The sequence below is a fragment of the Lysobacter sp. HA35 genome, from assembly GCF_054061195.1.
On sequence record NZ_JBSSDY010000001.1, the window covers coordinates 546,994 to 562,126 of the forward strand.

The 15,133-nt window shown below is 67.5% G+C and carries 18 protein-coding genes and 2 pseudogenes; 11 read left to right on the forward strand and 9 right to left on the reverse strand.

What is annotated here, in order from left to right; genetic code table 11:
* Nucleotides 1–73: 73 nt before the first annotated feature.
* The 6 genes and pseudogenes from ACVWZN_RS02840 to ACVWZN_RS02865 form a co-directional block, all read left to right on the forward strand.
* A pseudogene (locus ACVWZN_RS02840) lies at nucleotides 74–1,243 on the forward strand (PAS domain S-box protein); the annotation flags it as partial.
* Between the two features lie 60 nt (nucleotides 1,244–1,303).
* Nucleotides 1,304–1,663 (forward strand): annotated as a pseudogene (locus ACVWZN_RS02845) (response regulator); the annotation flags it as partial.
* A gap of 6 nt (nucleotides 1,664–1,669) precedes the next feature.
* Nucleotides 1,670–1,909, forward strand: coding sequence for a hypothetical protein (locus tag ACVWZN_RS02850; protein WP_456952532.1), 240 nt, complete (start codon nucleotides 1,670–1,672; stop codon nucleotides 1,907–1,909).
* A gap of 226 nt (nucleotides 1,910–2,135) precedes the next feature.
* A complete protein-coding gene (locus ACVWZN_RS02855) occupies nucleotides 2,136–3,638 on the forward strand; it encodes a M20/M25/M40 family metallo-hydrolase (protein ID WP_456952533.1) in 1,503 nt (500 codons plus the stop codon).
* 153 nt (nucleotides 3,639–3,791) lie between these two features.
* The gene (locus ACVWZN_RS02860) at nucleotides 3,792–4,508 is read left to right on the forward strand and encodes an SOS response-associated peptidase (RefSeq protein ID WP_456952534.1); all 717 of its coding nucleotides are present in this window, start codon (nucleotides 3,792–3,794) and stop codon (nucleotides 4,506–4,508) included.
* Between the two features lie 81 nt (nucleotides 4,509–4,589).
* A complete protein-coding gene (locus ACVWZN_RS02865) occupies nucleotides 4,590–5,033 on the forward strand; it encodes a cupin domain-containing protein (RefSeq protein ID WP_456952535.1) in 444 nt (147 codons plus the stop codon).
* Between the two features lie 16 nt (nucleotides 5,034–5,049).
* Here ACVWZN_RS02865 and ACVWZN_RS02870 read toward each other — a convergent pair whose 3' ends face one another.
* The 4 genes from ACVWZN_RS02870 to ACVWZN_RS02885 form a co-directional block, all read right to left on the reverse strand.
* Nucleotides 5,050–5,796, reverse strand: a complete 747-nt coding sequence (locus tag ACVWZN_RS02870) for a transporter (protein WP_456952536.1) — start codon at nucleotides 5,794–5,796, stop codon at nucleotides 5,050–5,052.
* Between the two features lie 109 nt (nucleotides 5,797–5,905).
* Nucleotides 5,906–7,699 carry a DUF7844 domain-containing protein gene (locus ACVWZN_RS02875; protein ID WP_456952537.1) on the reverse strand — a complete coding sequence of 598 codons (1,794 nt, stop codon included), beginning with the start codon at nucleotides 7,697–7,699 and terminating at the stop codon, nucleotides 5,906–5,908.
* Between the two features lie 15 nt (nucleotides 7,700–7,714).
* Nucleotides 7,715–8,017: a DUF2388 domain-containing protein gene (locus ACVWZN_RS02880; RefSeq protein ID WP_456954694.1), complete on the reverse strand. Its 303-nt coding sequence runs from the start codon at nucleotides 8,015–8,017 to the stop codon at nucleotides 7,715–7,717.
* Between the two features lie 73 nt (nucleotides 8,018–8,090).
* Nucleotides 8,091–8,390 carry a hypothetical protein gene (locus ACVWZN_RS02885; protein ID WP_196804358.1) on the reverse strand — a complete coding sequence of 100 codons (300 nt, stop codon included), beginning with the start codon at nucleotides 8,388–8,390 and terminating at the stop codon, nucleotides 8,091–8,093.
* A gap of 76 nt (nucleotides 8,391–8,466) precedes the next feature.
* On the opposite strand from ACVWZN_RS02885, the gene ACVWZN_RS02890 reads away from it, so the two are divergent.
* Nucleotides 8,467–8,787, forward strand: coding sequence for a hypothetical protein (locus tag ACVWZN_RS02890; protein WP_456952538.1), 321 nt, complete (start codon nucleotides 8,467–8,469; stop codon nucleotides 8,785–8,787).
* Here the strand turns inward: ACVWZN_RS02890 and ACVWZN_RS02895 are convergent.
* Entirely contained in the window at nucleotides 8,770–9,351 is a 582-nt protein-coding gene (locus tag ACVWZN_RS02895) for a M23 family metallopeptidase (protein WP_456952539.1), read from the reverse strand. The two genes, ACVWZN_RS02890 and ACVWZN_RS02895, sit on opposite strands and share 18 nt — an antisense overlap.
* Nucleotides 9,352–9,405: 54 nt before the next feature.
* Between ACVWZN_RS02895 and ACVWZN_RS02900 the strand changes: the two genes are divergently transcribed.
* Together ACVWZN_RS02900 and ACVWZN_RS02905 are read left to right on the forward strand one after the other, a co-directional pair.
* Nucleotides 9,406–9,924, forward strand: a complete 519-nt coding sequence (locus ACVWZN_RS02900; protein WP_456952540.1) for a DUF1993 domain-containing protein — start codon at nucleotides 9,406–9,408, stop codon at nucleotides 9,922–9,924.
* Nucleotides 9,925–10,022: 98 nt separating this feature from the next.
* A complete protein-coding gene (locus ACVWZN_RS02905) occupies nucleotides 10,023–11,015 on the forward strand; it encodes an SDR family oxidoreductase (RefSeq protein WP_456952541.1) in 993 nt (330 codons plus the stop codon).
* 21 nt (nucleotides 11,016–11,036) lie between these two features.
* Here the strand turns inward: ACVWZN_RS02905 and ACVWZN_RS02910 are convergent, their stop codons facing one another.
* Nucleotides 11,037–12,086 carry a DUF1615 domain-containing protein gene (locus ACVWZN_RS02910; protein WP_456954695.1) on the reverse strand — a complete coding sequence of 350 codons (1,050 nt, stop codon included), beginning with the start codon at nucleotides 12,084–12,086 and terminating at the stop codon, nucleotides 11,037–11,039.
* A gap of 209 nt (nucleotides 12,087–12,295) precedes the next feature.
* On the opposite strand from ACVWZN_RS02910, the gene ACVWZN_RS02915 reads away from it, so the two are divergent.
* On the forward strand, nucleotides 12,296–12,769 hold the full coding sequence (locus ACVWZN_RS02915; RefSeq protein WP_456952542.1) for a DUF1203 domain-containing protein: 474 nt from the start codon (nucleotides 12,296–12,298) through the stop codon (nucleotides 12,767–12,769).
* Here the strand turns inward: ACVWZN_RS02915 and ACVWZN_RS02920 are convergent.
* Nucleotides 12,766–13,773 carry a GGDEF domain-containing protein gene (locus ACVWZN_RS02920; protein WP_456952543.1) on the reverse strand — a complete coding sequence of 336 codons (1,008 nt, stop codon included), beginning with the start codon at nucleotides 13,771–13,773 and terminating at the stop codon, nucleotides 12,766–12,768. The genes ACVWZN_RS02915 and ACVWZN_RS02920 overlap by 4 nt on opposite strands.
* 138 nt (nucleotides 13,774–13,911) lie before the next feature.
* Between ACVWZN_RS02920 and ACVWZN_RS02925 the strand changes: the two genes are divergently transcribed.
* Nucleotides 13,912–14,178 (forward strand): DksA/TraR family C4-type zinc finger protein, encoded by a 267-nt coding sequence (locus tag ACVWZN_RS02925; protein ID WP_027082824.1) that lies wholly within the window; start codon nucleotides 13,912–13,914, stop codon nucleotides 14,176–14,178.
* On the opposite strand, the gene ACVWZN_RS02930 is transcribed toward ACVWZN_RS02925, so the two are convergent.
* Nucleotides 14,179–14,598 (reverse strand): NUDIX domain-containing protein, encoded by a 420-nt coding sequence (locus ACVWZN_RS02930; protein ID WP_456952544.1) that lies wholly within the window; start codon nucleotides 14,596–14,598, stop codon nucleotides 14,179–14,181.
* Nucleotides 14,599–14,713: 115 nt separating this feature from the next.
* Complete coding sequence (locus ACVWZN_RS02935) at nucleotides 14,714–15,097, reverse strand: hypothetical protein (RefSeq protein WP_456952545.1); 384 nt, start codon at nucleotides 15,095–15,097, stop codon at nucleotides 14,714–14,716.
* Between the last annotated feature and the right edge of the window lie 36 nt (nucleotides 15,098–15,133).

Genomic DNA, 15,133 nt, shown 5'->3' on the forward strand with positions numbered 1-15,133 from the left:
ACTCCGTCGCGGGGCATTCACGGATTCGTCACCAGAATCCGCATGAAGCAGTCGCAGTGATCAGGGGTTGACCATGCAAGAGGGCGCGGCCGAGAGCAGCGTGCAACAGGTGCCGCATCGGCAGGCTGGCCTGGGCGAGAGCGAACGTCAGTTCCGTCTCCTCGTCCAGGGCGTCACCGACTACGCGATTTACATGCTCGATATCGACGGGCGGATCGCGAGTTGGAACGCCGGCGGGCAGCGCATCAAGGGCTACAAGGCCGAGGAAATCATCGGCCAGCACTTCTCGCAGTTCTATACCGACGACGACCGCAACTCGGGCGAGCCCGCGCGTGCGCTGCAGACCGCGCGCACCGAAGGCCGCTACGAGAAGGAAGGCTGGCGCCTGCGCAAGGACGGCACGCGCTTCTGGGCGAACGTCATCATCGACCCGGTGTACGACGAAGACGGCAAGCACATCGGCTTCGCCAAGATTACGCGCGACATCACCGAGCGCCGCGAGCAGCAACGCGCGCTGGAAGTCGCGCAGCAGGCCATGCTGCAGGCGCACCGCATGGAGGCGATCGGCCAGCTGACCTATGGCGTCGCGCACGACTTCAACAACCTGCTCACCGTCATCACCAACAGCCTTGATCTATTGGGCGTCGACAGTTCGGATCCGCAGCGCACGCGTCGGCTGATCGCCGGTGCACAGCGTGCTGCCGAGCGCGGTTCGCTGCTCACGCGCCAGCTGCTCGCGTACTCGCGCAAGCAGACGCTGCGGCCGGAAGTGCACGACCTCAACAGCCTCATCTACGCCGGCGAGTCCGTGCTGCGCCGTGGCGTGGGCGAGAACATCGACATCGAGCTGTCGCTGGGCCGCGGCCTGGGCGACGTCAACGTCGATGCGCCGGAATTCGAAGCCGCACTGCTCAACCTCGTCGTCAATGCGCGCGATGCGATGCCCGAGGGCGGCCGCATCACCATCGGCACGCGCGAGCACCTGCAACGGGAGCGCGAAGGCCGTCGTAATCCGGGGCGCTACGTGCTCGTCACCGTGGAAGACACGGGCACGGGCATGTCGCCCGAGGTCATCGAACACGCGATGGAGCCGTTCTTCACCACGAAGGACGTGGGCAAGGGCAGTGGCCTCGGCCTGAGCCAGGTGTACGGCTTCGCCGTGCAGTCGGGCGGTGACATCTCGATCGACAGCCATGTCGACAAGGGCACGACGATCAGCTTCTACCTGCCCGTGACCCAGGACCATCGCGAGGGTGACCTCGGCGACGGCGACAGCGGCGCGCCGATCAAGGTGCTGCTGGTCGAGGACGATGCCGACGTGCAGGCGATGGCGGTGGAATCGCTGCGCTACCTCGGCTACTCCGTGCTCACCGCGGACGAAGGCGCAGCCGCGCTGGAGATCCTCACGCGCGATCCGGAAATCCAGGTGTTGTTTACCGACGTGGTGATGCCGAAGGGCATGAGCGGCGTCGACCTGTTCCGCGAAGCGTTACGCATCCGTCCCGAACTGCGCGTGCTGCTCGCATCCGGTTACGCACGCGGACAGCTGCCGACGATTCCCGACGGCTGCGACTTCATAGCGAAGCCCTACCGCGTCGAGGATCTCGGCAAGCGCCTGGCCGCACTGCTCGGTCACATCCCGACGGCCGCAGCGTCCAGCTGACGCATCGTGACGGCACCCGATGACGACCCGGCGTCGCGCTATGGCGACGCCATGCGTCGCGACTCGGTGCGCATGCGCGAACGCGAGCGTCGTCGCTATTCGCCCGCGCGCGTTCGCGGGGCGTGGATGTGGTGGGCGGTCGCGGTCGGCGGGCTCGTGATCTTCATCGCGCTGATGTGGGCGGTGATGGAGAAGACGAAGTGGACGGCCGGCGATCTTGCGCAGCCTGCGAGCGAGTCGCGTTAGCAGAACCAGCCACCTCGATGGCTGACGCATTCGTCCAGCCGTCTTTGGTAACTCGTACGTATGCGCGCACAACCGCATGCAACGCATGCTGCGCCGCCACAGGAACGATGCAGCCACGCGCGCAAAGCCATGCGATGGAGCGTGATCCGACCGCACGTCGGCTCACTCGCTAAGACAGGCTCTGCAGCATCGTAGGATCGGCCGGCCATCCATCGCGGAGCCCGCCATGTCCGACCGTCGTTCCCCCCGTGTCCTCGCGCTCGCACTCGGCCTCGCGCTGGGGTCGATCGCCGCAACCGCTGCGGCGGACGATCGCACCGACATCCGCGCCGAGGTGACGCGTCGCCACGACGAGTCGGTGAAACGCCTGCAGGACTGGATCGCGTTGCCATCCATCGCGGCCGAGGGCCGCAATTCGAAGGAAGGTGCCGAATACATGGCGAAGCTCGCGCGCGACGCGGGCTTCCAGAAAGTCGAAGTGGTGCAGACCGACGGCAAGCCCGGCGTGTTCGCCACGCTCGATGCCGGCGCCGCGAAAACGGTCGGCCTGTACTTCATGTACGACGTGAAGCAGTTCGACCCTGCCGAATGGTCGTCGCCGCCGCTCGAAGGCCGCATCGTCGACAAGCCCGACTACGGCAAGGCGATCGTCGGCCGCGGTGCGGTGAACCAGAAGGGGCCGGAGTCGGCATTCCTTGCCGCGCTGCATGCCATCCGCGGCGCCAACAAGAAAATGCCGGTGAACCTCGTGCTCGTCGCGGAAGGCGAGGAGGAGATCGGCTCGCCGCATATCGCGCAGCTTGTTCGTCGCCCGGACGTCGCGGCCGCGCTGAAGAAGAGCGTCGGTGTATTCATGCCGTCGGCGGAGCAGGAGTCCGATGGCACCGTGACGGTCACGCTGGGTGCGAAGGGCGTGGTCGAACTCGAGCTGGTGAGCAGCGGCGAGAAGTGGGGGCGCGGTCCGTCGAAGGACGTGCATTCGTCGCTCAAGGCGATGGTCGATAGCCCGGCCTGGCATCTGGTCAAGGCGCTGGACACGCTGGTGTCGGACGACGGCAACACGATCACGGTCGAGGGTTATCCGAAGCCGCCGGCGATCAGCGCCGACCATCGCGCGATGGTGACCGCCGCGGTCAAGGCGTCGCCGGATGGCGAGGCGACGGCGAAAAAGCAGCTCGGTGTGCAGCACTGGATCGGCGACCTGCCGTGGCAGGCCGCGCAGGAACGGCTCGTCTCGCAGCCGACCATCAACATCGAAGGCCTCGTAGCGGGTTACACGGGCGTCGGCGGCAAAACCGTGCTGCCGCATCGCGCGGTCGCGAAGATCGACATGCGACTGGTGCCCGGCATGACGAAGGACGGCGCCGTGGCCGCGCTGAAATCGCATCTCGCGAAGCACGGCTTCGGCGACATCGAGGTCAACGTGAGCGGCGGCTACAACCCGACGAGCACCGATGCGAATGCCCCACTGATCCGCGCGCAGGTCGCCACGCTCAAGTCGCTCGGCGTCGAGCCCTTGCTGTGGCCGCGTGGTGCGGGTTCGTATCCGGGGTTCGTGTTCACCGACCCGCCGTTGAGCCTGGCCTCGGGCCATTTCGGGCTGGGCACCGGTGGCGGCGCGCATTCGCCTGACGAGTTCTACGTCATCGAGTCGAGCAACCCGAAAGTGCAGGGCTACGACGGCGCGGTGATGTCGTTCGTCGACTACCTGTACCAGCTCGCGCGCTGATCGTTCCGCACGGCCGCGATCACTTCGATCGCGGCCGTGCTTTCGTTGCACGAGGACGCGACAAACGTGCGCGTCGTCACCGCCGCTTGTTCGCACGCACACCATCGCGACACGCCGCATGGCATCAGCATCGTTTTCCGCTGCCATCGCGCCATGCGTCGATTCGCCCAGGCTTTCCTGCCCGAGGCGCTGTCACCGGGGCTTCCGGGGCGCGTTGCCGACGCGCTCGCCGATTCGCCGGAGCGCTACAACATCGCGGTACGCAAGCCGGCCGCGGTAATCCTCGATGTCGGCGACGGCCCCGACGTCGGTGATGCGACGTGGGGCCTGATCCCGAGCTGGTCGAAGACGCCGGAAACCAAGTACACGACGGTGACCGCGCGCCTCGACCGCGCGCCATCCAGCCGCATCTATCGACGCGCGTGGGAGAAGCGACGCTGCGTCGTGCCGATGACGGGCTATTACAAATGGGATCGCACGGTGAAACCCGCGCGCCCGTACTTCATCCAGTCGCGCGACGGGCAGGTGCTGTTCGCCGCGGGTTTATGGGATCGCTGGCCCGCCGACGCGCCCGAGATGCTGAGCTTCACCGTGCTGACGATGCCGAACGATGCAATCCCGGCGCCCCTCGTGCCTGACGGCCCGGTGTTCATTCCGGCATCGGAGGTCGCCGACTGGATCGCCGGCCCGTGGTTCGCGCAGCGCTTTCTGTCGACGATGCGGCAGCCCGAACTCGACGCGTACCCCGTGTCGCGCGCGATCCGCAGCCGTGACGCCGACGACTACACGTTGCTCGAACCCGCCGGCCCGGACGACATCCCGCCACCGCCCGACGATGAAGCCTGGCTCGACGATGAAGACATCGACTGAGCGGAACGCGCGCTTCCGACGACAGGTGTGCACCGAAGCGCGCGTCGCGCTTCAATACGACGACGCCAACGGAGCACCGCGATGCCGCGCATCGATCTCGACGCCATCCCCGCCGTCAACGCCACCGGCTATCCGCAACCCTATGCGCAGGACGTCGAAGGGCGCTGGTATCGCCGCCTCGCACCCGTCACCGGGCTTACCGACTTCGGTGCCAGCCACGTCGTGCTCAAGCCCGGCGCATGGTCCGCGCAGCGTCACTGGCACGAGGACGAAGACGAACTCGTCGTGATGATTTCAGGCGAAGCAGTGCTGGTCGACGACGCCGGCGAAACGCGTGTGCGTCCCGGCGACGTGCTCGCCTTCCCGAAGGGCGACGGCAATGGCCATTGCCTGCGCAATGATGGCGACGTCGACTGCGTATTCGTCGCGATCGGCCAGCCGGCCACGCGCATGTGCCACTACCCGGACATCGACATGCGCTGGACCGGCGAGCGCTACACGCACGTCGACGGCACGCCGTACTGACGGCGCGCCTTATCGCTTACCAGCGCTGCGAAAGCCCGACCGTCCACGCGCGGTCCGCGGCCGCGTCACTCAGGCCATAGCTGTAGGCGACGTCGACCTGCGTGTCCTCGCCGAAGCGCCAACTCGCGCCCGCGTCGAACGTGGTTTCCGGGCCGTCATCGCCATGCATCGGAATGCGCTGCGCCGCGACTTCGCCGAACACGCGCGCATGGCCGTCGGCGAACGACTTGCCGACCACCACCGCGAACAGGCCGGCGAGACCCTCGTCGCCGTCACCACGCTCGTACGACAGGCCCGGCATCACGCCGACGCCGATGTCGTGCGCGAATTCCCATTCGGCAACGAACTCCAGCGACGGCCGCACGCCGCGACCGTGTGCACCCACGCCGGTCGGCAGCTCCGCGCCCGCGATCCAGGCCATCGACGGCATTCCGTCGCGATCCTGCAGGTGGTGTTTGACGCCGATGCCGACGTCGCTCCAATCGGACTCGCCGGCCGCACTGACGCGACCTTCCGTCTCGATGCGAAGCTCCCACGCATCGCCCATGCCGACGCGCAGCAACGTCGGCATCGAACGCTCCAGCGGAGCGCCCTCGTCGGACGTTGCCGCGACGCTGGTTTCGAGTTGAACGTGACGCCCGACCGTCGAGCTGGATTCCACGAAGTCCGGGCGATCGGTGGAGAGCGGGTCTTCGGCGAAAGCGGGCAGCGCCGCGGCAAGGCCGGCGGCGAGCAGGAGGCGGCGGGCGAGAAGGGAAGTCATCGAGACGATCCGGACAGATATCCCGACGTCAACGACCTCGCGGGCCGAAGCTTTAGCGGCGGTGCGGCGGTGCGGCGAGTCAGGCGCGGAATGCCGGATCTGCGCAGCACTACGGCGACCCGGCTGCCGCCGATAGCGTGCGCAGGCGGTCGCCGAGGCGCTGCACGTTCTGGCGTGCGTCGCGAAGGTCAACCCGATCACTTGGCGCGAGCACGGTTTCGGCGGCCGTGCGCAGCGCTGCCTCCTGTTCGGTCGCGTGTGCCGCGTCATCGTTGACGCGCGACGCGATCGCCGGTCGTTCGTCCATGGTTGGCACGCCGTAGCCGCCACGCGCGAAAGAAGCTGGGCGCGCGAGGCGGGCGCGGAGTCGGATCGCCGCGTCCGTATCGCTGCGTAGCTCGGCGATGCGCGGGTCGCGGCCGCTAAGAAGTCGATGTTTGAGTTCGTCGGCGGCACGCACTTCGGCGCGCCGCAGCGCTGCCGTCTCCAGAATGAGCAATGCGGCAGTCGCCTTTAGGTCGGCGCGTTCCATCCATGGCGCGCGTTGCGAAGGCGGCAGGTCGAGCCAGTCGGTCACCTTGCGCTCGGGAATCGGCAACGTCGTTTTCGCCGCGTCGAACAGTTGCGCGAAGTGCTGTGCCTGCGAATCGAAGCGGTAGCCGAGGCGACGGGCCGAATCCACGTCGTCAAAGACCGACGTGTCTGCGACATCGGCGCGGGCGAGTCGCGCGAGCAGACCCGTCGGCGTCACGCTGGCGAGAGGCATGCGTGCAAGACGCGGCACGCCGTCATGCAGCAGCGTCCAGGTTTCGACCGCACAGTTGCGAGTGACGAAGCGATAGCGGCCGTCGTAGGACCAGTGCACCTGCGCTGCGCGTTCGAGCAGAGAGGCGATCTCGTCGCGCGACAGGCGCAGCGGCGTCGAGGTCAGATCGCGAAGTTCGACCTTGGTGTATTCGTCGATCACCTGCGGCATCGGCAGTACGAACAGGCGCGAGGGATAGCCGCCGGTGAGGCCGCGCCAGCTCGAGATCTGCACGTCGTCGACGAACGCGCGGAACGACAGCACCACATGCCACGCGATGTCGAGCCGGCAATCCGGGCCAAGCGCGTGCCCCGGCGCGCAGATCACCAGCCGCAACATTGAATGGCCCCAGCGGCTCATCGGCGCCTTGTCGGCACCCGCGAGCAGATAGTCGACGGCGTAGACGCGCGATGGGTCGATCGCGAGCAATGCCGATGTGTCCGCTGCGCCATCGGTGTTCGGCAGCACGAACGCAGGCGCACCGCAGTCGGTGCGCGGCGGCGCCACGCCCGCGCGCGACGCGAACCAGTGCGCTAGCGCCGGTCGGCGACACGCGTAGTCCGCATCCAGCAGGAAATGCTCGAGATTGACCGCGAGGAACTCGCGCGAATCGGTGCGTTCGTAGTCGTCCGGCGTGCGATCGCGGAAGTCGTTGGTTGCGACGCGACCGCCCGCATGCAGCGGCGCCACCGACCAGCCGGCGAGATCGAGAAGGCGCGGATCGCGCGAGAGGCCGCCGTGCGGCGAGCGATCCCATGCATGCGCGAGCTCGTGCAGCACCGCGGCTGTCGCTGCGCGCGACGGTGCATCCGGCGTCGACTCGTCGAGCAGCGCGCGCCGCAGTTTCACCATGCCGGGGACGTAGCGCCCGTCGACATGCGCGGGCAAGTCATCTCGCCATTCGATACGTAGGGGCTGGTCCAGCGCGGCCGACCACGCCGGAGGCAGCAGCTCGACTGCGTGTGCAAGAACCGAGTCGCTCGTCGCGCGCTCCGTCTCGCTCAGCCCGACATTGACCGCCGACAGCTGCACCGCATACGCAGGGCTCGCAAGCGCCGCGAACGCGGCCGCAAGCGCGATCGATCGCGCGTCACGCATCGGGTTGAACCGGAATCAGCGGGCGAGGATCGCCATCGCGAGTTGCAGGTCGCTGGCGGCCTTGGCTTCTGCGCGCTGTTCGCGCATGACGTGCAGCGCGGCTTCGAGCTGTGCGCCGCGAACCTGGCCGTCGGTGGCGACGAACATGGCTGCGTCATCGCGCGCCTGCATCACCACCTTGTCGTTGCCGGACGAGCTGCCGCTCGAGTTCGACGACGCACCGGCGGACAACCCCGCCGAGCTGCCGGCGAAACTGCTGGCGGAGGCCGACAGGGGAAGGGCGAGCGCGACGGCGGTCGCGAGCAGGGTGCGGGTCAGGGCCATGCGTTCGGCATCCGGTAACGGGATGACGAGGATAGTGCGGTGCCGCGAGCTGCGGCTGAACCGACCGTCAGTGCGTGCGCGGAGCGTCGTCCGGCGTGCCGTCCTTGGGGTCGACCACCGCGTATTCCGGCAGTTCGCCGTCGTGCACGTGGCGCAGCGCCTCGATCACGTTGTCGTCCAGCCGGTCGAGCGCGAGCACCACCTTGCCCGAATGCACGTCGCGCACGGCGCTGAGCGGCAGCACGAAATCACCGGCGTTCTGGATATTGACGACGAATTCGTCACGACGCGTCTCGCGCACCGCGCCCACACCGACGCCGCCATCCGCGACGAACACCATCTGCCCGACCTCGATCCGTTCCTGCATGACCTGCACCTCGCGTCGCCGCGGCTCACGGCCGCATGGGTCGATCATGCCGACCACGGCCGTTTCGGCGTGGTGAATGCGGATTCCTCGCGGCGCGATCACTGCGCGTCGCGATCATTTCGCGATGTCGTCCGCCCTGCGCCGCTTCTTCTCCGATGAGCACGGTCGCCTCGTCATCGTGCAGCGGCCGAACCTCCCGATCACGTTGTGGGCGCTGTTCGCCGTGCTCGCGTTCGCCATGCGCGGATCGCGCTGGCACGACGTCGCTGCGTTCATCGCGTCGGGCTTCCTGTTCGCCTGGGCGTGGCTTGAGCTCACCGACGGCGACAGCCCGTTCCGTCGCGTGCTCGGTGCGGCGGTGCTGGTCGGAATGGTCGCGCTACGGATTCCGGGCTGACGCACCGGCGCGCAGCCGCGGCCACGGGTCGATCGCGCCGTGTGCCGCGTAGATGCCGTAGTGCAGATGCGGCGGCGTGCCCCGCGCGTTGCCGGTATCGCCGACGATGCCGAGCGGGGTGCCCGGCATGACGACGTCGCCTTCCTTCAAGCCCGGCGCCCACCCGTCGAGATGCGCGTAGTAATGGCGCTCGCCAGCGGGCCCGAGCACCCAGACCTGTTGCCCGCCGAGGCCCTGGTCGCGGATGGCGACCACCAGCCCGCGCGTCGTGCTCGTCACCGTCGTGCCGCGCCTGGCGAAGATGTCGACGCCCTCGTGGCGGCGATCCCGACCTCGCGGTGCGGCCCAGGTGTCGGCGATACCTCGCGCCGCCACACCTTGGACAGGCACCGGCAAGCGCGTCGGTACCGGCGCCCAATGGAGTTCGACGAGCGTGCGCGGCACGACCATGAAGGGCCGATACCAGGCCCATCGCGCGATGAGCGCCACGAGCACAAGCGTGGCGATCGACGCCAGCCATCTCCGCAGCCGCTGACTCACGCCCGACCCCGACCGAAGGCGCATTCAGGTTGCAATGCCGGTGTACTACTCTTGCCGCTCCCCACCCGCGAGACGGTCATGACGATCTCCATGTACCAGGCTTCCGTTCCGGCGTTCGTGCGCGCCCTGCGCAATCTTCGCCACATTCTCGACAAGGGTGCCGCACATGCGCGCGAGCGTGGCGTCGATCCGAATTCTCTGCTCGAATTGCGAGTGATCGACGACATGCTGCCGCTGTCGCGACAGGTGCAGATCGCCTGCGACATGGCGAAGAACGGCGCCGCGCGACTGGCCGGGCAGGATCCGGTGCCGCTCGCGGACGAGGAAACCACGCTCGAGCAGCTGTACGCGCGTATCGACCGCACCATCGAACTCGTCGAGGGCGTTGACCGCGCGAAGGTCGACGGCAGCGAGGCGCGCGAAATCGTGCTGAACATGCGCAGCGGCGAGATGCGCTTCACCGGCCAGGACTACCTGTTGAACTTCGTGTTGCCGAACCTGTATTTCCACGTCACCGCGGCGTACGCGCTGCTGCGGCGCGAAGGCGCGCCGCTCGGCAAGATGGACTTCATCGCCGGTCCCGACACGCCGGCCTGAACCCCCGGGGGACGTCCTTACGATTTCGTCAGCCATCGCTCACCGGCGCTTTGCGGAGCGCCGGGCAGGGTTGGGCTTTTCCTGCACAGGACGAGCCCATGGCGAGCCAGCACCCGAACGGCGACAGCGCCCGCACTGCCGACGCGCAGCGTCGCATCCAGTCGAAGATCGATGACAAGGAAGCGTCCGGCGGCAAGTCGTCCGGCGAGGACAAGAAGCCGGTGCAGGCAGGGCTTGATCGCAAGCCCGAGGGGCCGCTGCCCAAGCAGCACCTGAAGAAGCCGGGCAATGAGCACGAGCTGGAACTCGAGCCGCGATTCCTCGCGCCGGGCTATCTCGGCAGCGACAAGCTCAAGGACATGGTCGCGATCGTGACGGGCGCGGATTCGGGCATCGGTCGCGCGGTCGCCGTGCTGTTCGCACGCGAAGGCGCCGACGTCGCGGTGCTGTATCTCGACGAACACGAGGACGCTCAGACGACGAAGGAATTCGTCGAAGCCGAAGGCCGCCGCTGCGTCACCATCGCCGGCGATGTGCGCGATGCGAAGTTCTGCGACGGCGCGGTGCAGCAGGTGGTCGACGAATTCGGTCGGCTCGATATCCTCGTCAACAACGCCGCCTTCCAGCAGCACGCGAAGAAGCTCGAGGACGTCACCGACGAGCAGCTGATGATGACGCTGGAAACCAACGTCGGCGGTTACTTCCACATGGCGCGCGCCGCGCTGCCGCACATGAAGCAGGGCGCCTGCATCATCAATACGACGTCGGAAACCGCGATCTTCGGCAGCAAGGAGTTGCTGGATTACTCGGCAACGAAAGGCGCGATCAGCGCGTTCACCATGTCGCTGGCCAGCAACTTGCTCGAACGCGGCATACGGGTGAATGCCGTTGCGCCGGGCCCGGTTTGGACGCCGCTGAATCCTGCGGACAAGGACGCCGAATCCGTGTCGAAGTTCGGGCAGGACAGCGACATGAAGCGTCCCGCGCAGCCGGAAGAGTTGTCGCCGGCGTACGTGTTTCTCGCGTCGCCGGTGACCGGCTCGTACGTCAACGGCGCGATCCTGCCGGTGATGGGCGGTCCGCGCGGCTGATCGACGCGCGGGCGGAGTCGCTTACTTCGCCCGCGCCATGCAGCGTCGATAACGCTGGTCGACTCGTTGCGCGAACCACGCCGTGGTCAGATGCCGCGTGATCTTCGGGCTCTGCAATCGGATCTCCGGCAAGCGCGCGCGCGGGAGGGCGTGGCCGGCCGAACGCTCCGCGAGTTGCGCAATGTCTCGATAGAGATCGGTCTTCTCGAAGTCGAGCGTCTCGGATTTCGCCAGCGCGCTGCGGATCTTCGACGTGTCCATGCCGAGTTCCTGGGATAGCGAGCCGATCGCGGTTTCGGTGCGGCTCGCGCCGCCGCGGTAGTTCACGAGGTCGCCGTCGAGATCGAGCGGAATGCCGGTCGCGATCGACACCATGTTCTGGAAGGCCGCATTGCGGCTCGCATACCAGCCGGCGTTGTAATCGGCGAAGCGGAAGATCGGTTGCTTGTACGACGCGCGATAGCCGAGCAGGTGCGCGGTGCCGAAGTAGACCCCGCCGCGGCGCGTAAATACCTCGTGGCGAATCGATCCTTCGACCGGATACGGATAATCCTTGTCGCGCGCCAGCGCTTCGGCGAACGTCACGCTGACCTGCATAGGCCCGCCGGTGTGCACCGGGTTCGCGTTCGCCAGTAGCCGCGTTCCCATCGGCACGCGATCGATCATCGCTTCGTAGACGTCGCTGAGTTCGCGTTCGGTGGTCGCCGCAGCGATGTGCTGTTCCCACGTACGGCCATCCGGCGCGCTGATCTGCAAGGCGGCTCGCGCGACCAGCGGCGGAATGTGGTGCGCCGAGACGCGACGGTCGATTTCCTCGAGCGCGATGTTGCCGAGGCCGGGCACATGCGGATCGGCGCTGAAGCTCGATTCCTGCTCCGTCACCGCGACCACCGAACACAGGTTCGCCTTCGACGGATCGATCTTGAGCGCCGCGAACGCCGCCTGGATGTCGGCCGCCCAACCGCTGCGGTCGCGAATGCCCGCGGGCATCAGTCGCGCAAGTTCCGCGCGCACTTCGGCCGGCGTCTTCGGCCGCGGCCGTGGAGTTTCGTGGCAGCCCGGTAGCAGCAGCGAGACGGCGAGGGCGACGAACGCGACTCGCCGAACGCGGCGAAGTGTCGATGGCGCTGCGGCGGCGAACGGAACGCGTCGGGTCACGGGATGGCCGGTGGGCTGCGATGCCGAAGGGTAGCCCAGCGGGGTTAACGCCGAGCAAGACCCGGATAGCGCGCGTCGGGCGTGCGGTCGATCCTGCACGTCTCGTCCCAAGGAGCACCACCATGACGTTTCGCGTATTCGGCCTCGACCCGACGCCTTTCATTCCGCTGTTCGCGATGTCTGACGACGAGCTCGTCGCCCATAGCGCCCGGCGTGTCCGCGTCGGTGCGGACGATGGCGTTCCCGACCGCGTGGAGCTGCGCGATCTCGTCGGAGGCGAAGTCGCGTTGTTGGTCAATTACACGCACCAGCCCGCGAATACGCCGTACCGCGCGAGCCATGCCATCTACGTGCGCGAAGGTGCGACGGAGGCAAGCATCGTCGACGGTGGTCTGCCCGATGTCATGCGTAAACGCCTTTTGTCGCTGCGCGCGTTCGACGCCGCGCACATGATCGTCGAGGCGGACGTGGTCGACGGTGTCGATGGCGACGCGCGCATCAACGCGATGTTCGCGAATCCCGACGTCGCCTACGTGCACGTGCATTACGCGCGGCCCGGTTGCTACGCCGCGCGTGTCGAGCGGATCGCCGCCTAGCGGCGGATTCGGCGTTCGCGCTTGGCGTCGTACATGGCGCGGTCGGCGCGGGCGAGGACGGCTTCCGCATCGACTTCGCCGATGTGCGCGAGCACCACGCCCACGCTGGCGCCGTGATAGTCCACATGGCCCCCGCTGCCGAGATCGAACCGCCCGATCGTGGCCTTTTCAAGTCGCTCGCACAGCACCTTGGCGGCGGCTTCCGCGTTCTCACGCGGTATCGCGCCGGCCACGACGAACTCGTCGCCGCCGATGCGTGCGACGAGGTCGCCACCACGCAGTGCATTTTCGAGAGCGCGCGCCATCGCGACGAGGAAACGGTCGCCGACTTCGTGGCCGTGGCCGTCGTTGATCGACTTGAAATCGTCGAGGTCGATGTAGGCGACGACCAGGGCGCGATCGTCGCGCTGCACGCGCGCCAGCATGCGCGCGAGTTCCTGCGCGAGCGAGCGGCGATTCGGGAGGCCGGTGAGCGGATCGGACAGGGCAGACGTCGCGAGCTCCGCGTTTGCGCGACGCAGCTGCTCGATCATGCGCTCGCGTTCGATGTGATAGCCGATGAGCCGCGCGAACAGGCGCAGCGCGTGCTCGGCATCGGTGTCGAGCACGTGGCGCTCGGCGCTCGCGGCGCAGAGCGTGCCGAACAACTGCCCGTCACCCGTGCGAACCGGAACGCTGACATAGGTCTGCAGGCGCAGCGCGGCCGCGGCGTCGGAATCGCCCCAGCGCTCGGGCACGTCATCGCATTGCGTGCGGCCTTCCAGCAGAGCGCGACGGCAGAGCGTGTCACTCCATGGCACCGACAGCCCTTCCGGAATGTCCAGCGAACCCGCATTGCGCGAGAAAAGGATGTGCTGCACGCCCGCGTGTTCGTCGACCTCCGTCAGGTAGGTCGATTCGAGCCCGGTGAGGCTCTGGAGCATCTCCAGGAGCGGACGGACCAGGTCATCGAGGGTGCGTGCGGTGTCGAGCGATTGCGAGAGCTGTGCGAGCAGCCGATCCATCCGACTGTGTCTCCGGAAACGATGAATCGATTCTGCCTGAGGTGCGCGGATGTGTCGCAGCAACTGTGGATACAAAGGGTGCGCGTCGTCGCAGGTTCATGGCGCGCCGCGTATTCTCGCGTCGAGGAGGGCCGAACGATGGCGACCGGTTGGGCGGGCGACGGGGCGGTACAGGACCAGATCGATGCGACGGTGGGCGATGCGATCCGTCGCGCGCGGAGCCGCCTGCCGCACGGTCCGGGGCGCAGTCATTGCGAGGAATGCGAGGCGCCGATTCCCGAAGCGCGTCGACAGGCATTGCCGGGCGTGCGCCTGTGCGTGGCGTGCCAGGAACTGCACGATGCCGAAGAGCACGGCGTCAGCGGCTACAACCGTCGCGGCAGCAAGGATAGCCAGCTGCGCTGATCAGATCAGCGGCCCGCCGTTGATGAGCGTGTCGAGCCGGTCGAGCAGCGGACGCTGGCTTTCGAGCATCTTGTCGCGTGCCTCGTCGAGCGCGAACCATCGCGCCTGGTCGACTTCCGGAAACTCGCTGAAGCGCCCGCTGCGTGGCGGCCATTCCATGCGGAACATGATGCTGTTGAGTTGCGCGGGGTCGAAGTCGCCTTCCATCGCGAATGCTTCCACCCACTTGCCGCCCTTCTGGCGCAGGCGACCCAGCGGCGCGAGTTCGCCGGTCGCGGCCATGCCGAGCTCTTCCTCGAATTCGCGACGTGCGGTCTGTTCGGCGTTCCTCGCCCGGCATCGGGCCGCCTTTCGGAATGCTCCACGCGCCTGCGTCGCGCGAATGCCAGAACGGCCCGCCGGGATGCGCCAACAGCACATGCAACCCGTTCGGGCGCTTGCGGTAGAGCAGGATGCCGGCGCTTTCCTGGGGCATGCGTCGTCGTTCCCGGGGCGCCGCGGAGTCTTGCCGCAGTGCTGCGTCGGCAGCGTGAAACTATTGCGGACGCGCCGCCGCGGCGCGTTCGACGCGCTCCGTTTCCAGTGCGTCGAGGTAGGCCTCGAGCGTAAGCCCTGCGGCGTCGGCTTCGAGCGTCGCCGGTGTTTCCAGCGCAGGTGCGACGCGGATCGACAGCGGCGTTTCGTCGTTCGACAACATCACGCGTGCATGCCGCAGCATGGCGATGGCCATGCCTGCGCTGTCGGTCGATGCGACCTCGCGACCGGCGAGCACGAGCGCATATTCGTCGTCGCGTTGCGCAATGCCTCCGACGATCTGGTCGTCCGGCGCGAGCAGGTGCGCGACCGCCGGCATGCTGCGGCCACGACCGTCACCGTCGGGCCGGCGCTTGGGATGGCGGGGGCGGGAAGAAACAGGCATGTCGGTGTCGTCTAGCAGGGCGCGCAGTCTGCATGC

What these genes read in the sequence shown, in the direction of transcription:
- ACVWZN_RS02895 (WP_456952539.1), bottom strand. Translation starts at nt 9,351, where the DNA reads ATGCGCCTTCGGTCGGGGTCGGGCGTGAGTCAGCGGCTGCGGAGATGG.
- ACVWZN_RS02875 (WP_456952537.1), bottom strand. Translation starts at nt 7,699, where the DNA reads ATGCGTGACGCGCGATCGATCGCGCTTGCGGCCGCGTTCGCGGCGCTT.
- ACVWZN_RS02855 (WP_456952533.1), top strand. Translation starts at nt 2,136, where the DNA reads ATGTCCGACCGTCGTTCCCCCCGTGTCCTCGCGCTCGCACTCGGCCTC.
- ACVWZN_RS02870 (WP_456952536.1), bottom strand. Translation starts at nt 5,796, where the DNA reads ATGACTTCCCTTCTCGCCCGCCGCCTCCTGCTCGCCGCCGGCCTTGCC.
- ACVWZN_RS02935 (WP_456952545.1), bottom strand. Translation starts at nt 15,097, where the DNA reads ATGCCTGTTTCTTCCCGCCCCCGCCATCCCAAGCGCCGGCCCGACGGT.
- ACVWZN_RS02930 (WP_456952544.1), bottom strand. Translation starts at nt 14,598, where the DNA reads ATGTGCTGTTGGCGCATCCCGGCGGGCCGTTCTGGCATTCGCGCGACG.
- ACVWZN_RS02890 (WP_456952538.1), top strand. Translation starts at nt 8,467, where the DNA reads ATGCGGATTCCTCGCGGCGCGATCACTGCGCGTCGCGATCATTTCGCG.
- ACVWZN_RS02885 (WP_196804358.1), bottom strand. Translation starts at nt 8,390, where the DNA reads ATGCAGGAACGGATCGAGGTCGGGCAGATGGTGTTCGTCGCGGATGGC.
- ACVWZN_RS02905 (WP_456952541.1), top strand. Translation starts at nt 10,023, where the DNA reads ATGGCGAGCCAGCACCCGAACGGCGACAGCGCCCGCACTGCCGACGCG.
- ACVWZN_RS02865 (WP_456952535.1), top strand. Translation starts at nt 4,590, where the DNA reads ATGCCGCGCATCGATCTCGACGCCATCCCCGCCGTCAACGCCACCGGC.
- ACVWZN_RS02925 (WP_027082824.1), top strand. Translation starts at nt 13,912, where the DNA reads ATGGCGACCGGTTGGGCGGGCGACGGGGCGGTACAGGACCAGATCGAT.
- ACVWZN_RS02860 (WP_456952534.1), top strand. Translation starts at nt 3,792, where the DNA reads ATGCGTCGATTCGCCCAGGCTTTCCTGCCCGAGGCGCTGTCACCGGGG.
- ACVWZN_RS02915 (WP_456952542.1), top strand. Translation starts at nt 12,296, where the DNA reads ATGACGTTTCGCGTATTCGGCCTCGACCCGACGCCTTTCATTCCGCTG.
- ACVWZN_RS02900 (WP_456952540.1), top strand. Translation starts at nt 9,406, where the DNA reads ATGACGATCTCCATGTACCAGGCTTCCGTTCCGGCGTTCGTGCGCGCC.
- ACVWZN_RS02920 (WP_456952543.1), bottom strand. Translation starts at nt 13,773, where the DNA reads ATGGATCGGCTGCTCGCACAGCTCTCGCAATCGCTCGACACCGCACGC.